The following is a 3,867-nucleotide window of genomic DNA, read 5'->3' as shown; positions in this document are numbered from 1 at the left end:
TCAAATCGACTGGTTGCAGGCCTGTTGGCAGCGCCCGGAGTGTAGAGTGAGGCAGGCTCCGACGCTCCAGGCATCGGACCTGCTCGCGCAGACGCGCCAGCGCGTTCGAAGTCATGGTTGTTCTCCTTAACGAGAACAGAAAGAGAACAAACGAACGCGGGACGCAAGTTAATTTTTAAGAGGGATCGCTGCGTAAGACAGCGTCATCTCTCCGCCCAAGAGGTTAAAAAGGGCCGCTTATCAGCCCATTTTGAGCGTTGTCAGAGATTCCTTTGCGGTCGTCATTTCGACGATAAGGGCAACCTCAGGTGCGGTCCAGTTATCGTGTTGCATCATAAACGGTTTCGCAGACAGCCTTTTGGTAGTTTTTCAAAAAATTATGGGTATTGATTTGATAGACCACTTGAACCGTTGCTGACGACCGGTCCTGTTCGCCCTTGCTCGTCCGCGAAACCAAATACCCGTAGTTACTGAAGTCGCGATAAATGGCGTCTAGAACAAGCGGTGAGGAAGACGTGATGAGGTTTGGTGTAAGGGCTACGGCTGCCGTGATTTCATCCCACATTGGGAAACTCTGGGCATAGCGTGTGAGATATTGGCTGACTGGATTATCACTGTTGCTACAACGGCTATAGGCGGGCTTATAAGGGATCTGGGTTGCGGGCGGGGAGACGGCAACGATCTCACGCCATTTTGCTGATAAGACAAGATGTGCGGCCTCCGGATCAAAGCGGATATTAAAGTCGTGCGAATAGGAGGCATGATCTCTATTGGGAATCACATTCCCATTTACTTCTCCCCCCATGAAAACGATTTTCCGAACATTGTGAACGAAGTCCGGATCCATCGTCATGGCTAGGGCGATATTAGTCAGGGGGCCACCGGCGATAAGGATAAGTTCTCCTTGGTATCTTCGGCTTGCCTGTACAAGAAACTCCGCTGCACTTGTGGCAGCCGGTGCATGGGTCGGCAAGCCTTCGGGTACTGTCCGGATATCCAGAGGTTCTGGGCTATCGTTTAGAGCATTGAAACCACCCCACGCACCATGCCAGCCCGTAGGACCATAGAGGTATTCCCGGCTCTGCCACTCCGCTCGAGTGTTCAGAAGAGGGCGATAGGCGCCCTCATAAACTGGCACGTCATTGCGTCGGGCAAGATCCAGAAAGGATAGAACATGAGCTGTCTCGATCTTTTCCTGTCCGTCTCCGGCTACGACTGTGATGCCCAAAAGATCCACGTCCTTTCTGCCTAAAACATAAGCCAGGGACTGAATATTCGAACCGCCAGGACCGAGAAAATCATTATCCAGAATGACAGGAGTGCCTGCAACAGCACAGAGGGGCATCATAGTGCCAAGCGCCAGAAAGGCGGTACGGCAGTATCCACCAAAGGTGGTGCATGTCATGAGAGTCAGAACCCCGTAGAAAAGCTGAACATGGCGGATGTTCCGGGCATCAGGTAGTAGGTCGGTGCGGAGCCGGATAGGGAAGTTCCATATACACCCGTGGTTGTCTTGGCAGCATTTGTGAAGCTATAGACACCGGTGCGAAATTTAGCGTCGGCGATATTGGATAGGTTAAGTTGAAACTGTGGCGCTTTAAGGAAACCGATTTTGTGCATCCGGTATCCAAGAGTGACGTTATTGGTGAAATATCCTGGGATATGCTCGTCATTCATAAACGTGGCGTATTGCTTACCGATATATTTGAGATTAACGCTCGCAAAAAAGTGGGTATCGTCATAGTTAAGCCCCAGAGCCGCCTGGATGGATGGTGTCATGATCTGAGTCTTACCCTTGGTGGGAAGAAGATCATTTCCGATATGAAGGTTATTGTCGATGCTGGCATGTAGGTATTCGAAGGACGCGAAGGGGCGCAGGTGATAAAGGATGGGGCGTGTAGCCACTTCGATATCGACGCCGCGTGTGGTTTGGCCACCGGCATTGACGTTTTCTGAAACCAAAGCGCCGTTCTGATAGGCATTCAGCGAAAGTTGCCGGTTTGTGAAGTTGTAATTGAAGAATGCCACATCCGCGAGGAACAGATCGGAATGATAGCGATACCCGATTTCTTCTTCGATTGAATATTCCGGGTTCTGGGATATTGAAGCCGTCGCAAGTTTGCCGGTAGAGCTACTGTAAACATTGAACATAGACGTATTCGGTGCCAGACGAAAATTTGTTGCGCCGACGACATAGAATTCGTGGTGTTCGCCTAACTTGTAGGTGGCGGAAACCTGTGGAAGCGGGACGTTGTTTGATGTTGTGGAACGATAGGGTGCGCCAGGCAGTGAATTGTATCCATCGCGCTTGACGACGGCATCCTTAAAGCCGACTTCGATATGCAGCTTCTTTTGCAGCAGATCGATCTGGTCTTCAATGAACCACATGTGCACTTGGCTGAAGGTGATTTGGGAGCGGCTGGCGTAGGGGTAGCCGTTAGGCGTAAGGTAGTTATAGGTCTGTCCCCAGATGTTGGCTGCCTCACCACTTACTGGGTCGATGTAGCTTGCTTCAGATTGCTGCATCTTGTCTGACCACTCATACCAGTAGCCGCCGGTGATCGTATGATTGCCCAGCTCCAGCGTACCCTTGAAGACGTTACCAATACGTACGGTTTTAGCGATAGAGGGCGTATAGGCCAAAACCTGAGTGCCATTAGACATGGCACTACCATTAGGATCAAGTAACGCTGTTTTCTGTGTACCTGAGTAAAGACTACCCGCAGTTAGAGTTGAAGCTCCACCACCATTGCCATACCCATAATATAAATAGGGTGTTTCAGAGATCTGAAAGTGGCGTGTAATATTAATTTCATTTGGAAGGGTTGCTGCCATGCTCTGAAACATATTGCGGTGCAGCTTGTAATAATTAGATGTATTTTTAATTTTAGTATAATTATAATCTTGGCTATCTCCATATTTTTCGAACTGTGAAAGCGTAGGGTAACGATCTTCCTGAATATCTTGCGTTGCATAACTCAAAGCAAGACGCGTTTGACTTCCTCCCGCCCAGTCCTTGACCAGTTTGGCATCGACCTGTTTAGATTTTACTTTTCCCGGACCGCGCCAGTCGTTTCCATATACATTCGCAAAGGAAACGAAAGACCGCACACCCGTATGACCAATATCACCGGATTCCAGGCGAATGAACTCACGGCTGGTATTGTAACTGCCATAGGCCGCGTCGATCATTCCGCCTGCATGATGGGAAGGATCGACCATGTTCATTTCCACCAGCCCGCCTGAAGCCGAGAGCGTCGGGGTATTAATGTTAGACGAGCCAGGCGTGAGGGAAACCTCCTGGAGGTCTTCCGAAAGAACTACGTTATTGGCATAGAAAGCAGAATTTCCTACGTCATTGAGCGGCATTCCTTCGAACAGCCAGCCGATCTGACCGCTGGTCATGCCACGTACGGAAATGGTGCTTCCCTGTAGACCAAACGGATCTGAACTGGCCGTATTAGCTCCAGGCAACATGGCCAGAAGCTGGACGGGGTTACTGGTAGGTGCCTGCGTAGCAATATAGTCGCGTGTTATGGTTTGTTTTGTCTTTGGTCCATGCTGAGGCGCCATCAAGCCTCCCCCAGGAGCGCGGCCGGTAACGCCATTATTGGAAATCGCGCCCTGTCCAGTCACTCGGATGCTTTCGGAACTCTTACTGTCCAACCCTGTAAGAGAAGAATGAGTGCTCTGCTTTGATAGCGGAACACCACGAGAAGTGGTGCGCGCAATAGAACCAGTCTTAGCGTACACGCTATTAATGGAACTAAGTGTGCTTGAAAATAATAGCGCCGCGACAACAAGTTTCTTCATTCCTGCCTCTTCATCAAGGAGTTCCCTAGGTGTTTGGTCCCGGGGTTTGATGGG

General features: G+C 50.2%; 2 protein-coding genes. Both read right to left on the bottom strand.

Annotated elements, in window-relative coordinates; translation table 11 throughout:
• Positions 1-319: 319 nt before the first annotated feature.
• Positions 320-1,405 carry a nucleoside hydrolase gene (locus tag GOX01_RS12280; RefSeq protein ID WP_062268763.1) on the bottom strand — a complete coding sequence of 362 codons (1,086 nt, stop codon included), beginning with the start codon at positions 1,403-1,405 and terminating at the stop codon, positions 320-322.
• A 5-nt stretch (positions 1,406-1,410) separates the two neighbouring features.
• The coding region (locus GOX01_RS12275; RefSeq protein WP_218023025.1) for a TonB-dependent receptor at positions 1,411-3,867 on the bottom strand (2,457 nt) is incomplete at its 5' end.

The organism is Gluconobacter oxydans (assembly GCF_006539685.1).
Classification (GTDB): Bacteria; Pseudomonadota; Alphaproteobacteria; order Acetobacterales; family Acetobacteraceae; genus Gluconobacter; species Gluconobacter oxydans.
Note: the sequence above shows the minus strand (reverse complement) of the source record. Positions and strands in the feature narration are given on the sequence as shown.

Coding starts and splice junctions, on each gene's coding strand:
- GOX01_RS12280 (WP_062268763.1), bottom strand. CDS start 1,405: ATGACATGCACCACCTTTGGTGGATACTGCCGTACCGCCTTTCTGGCG.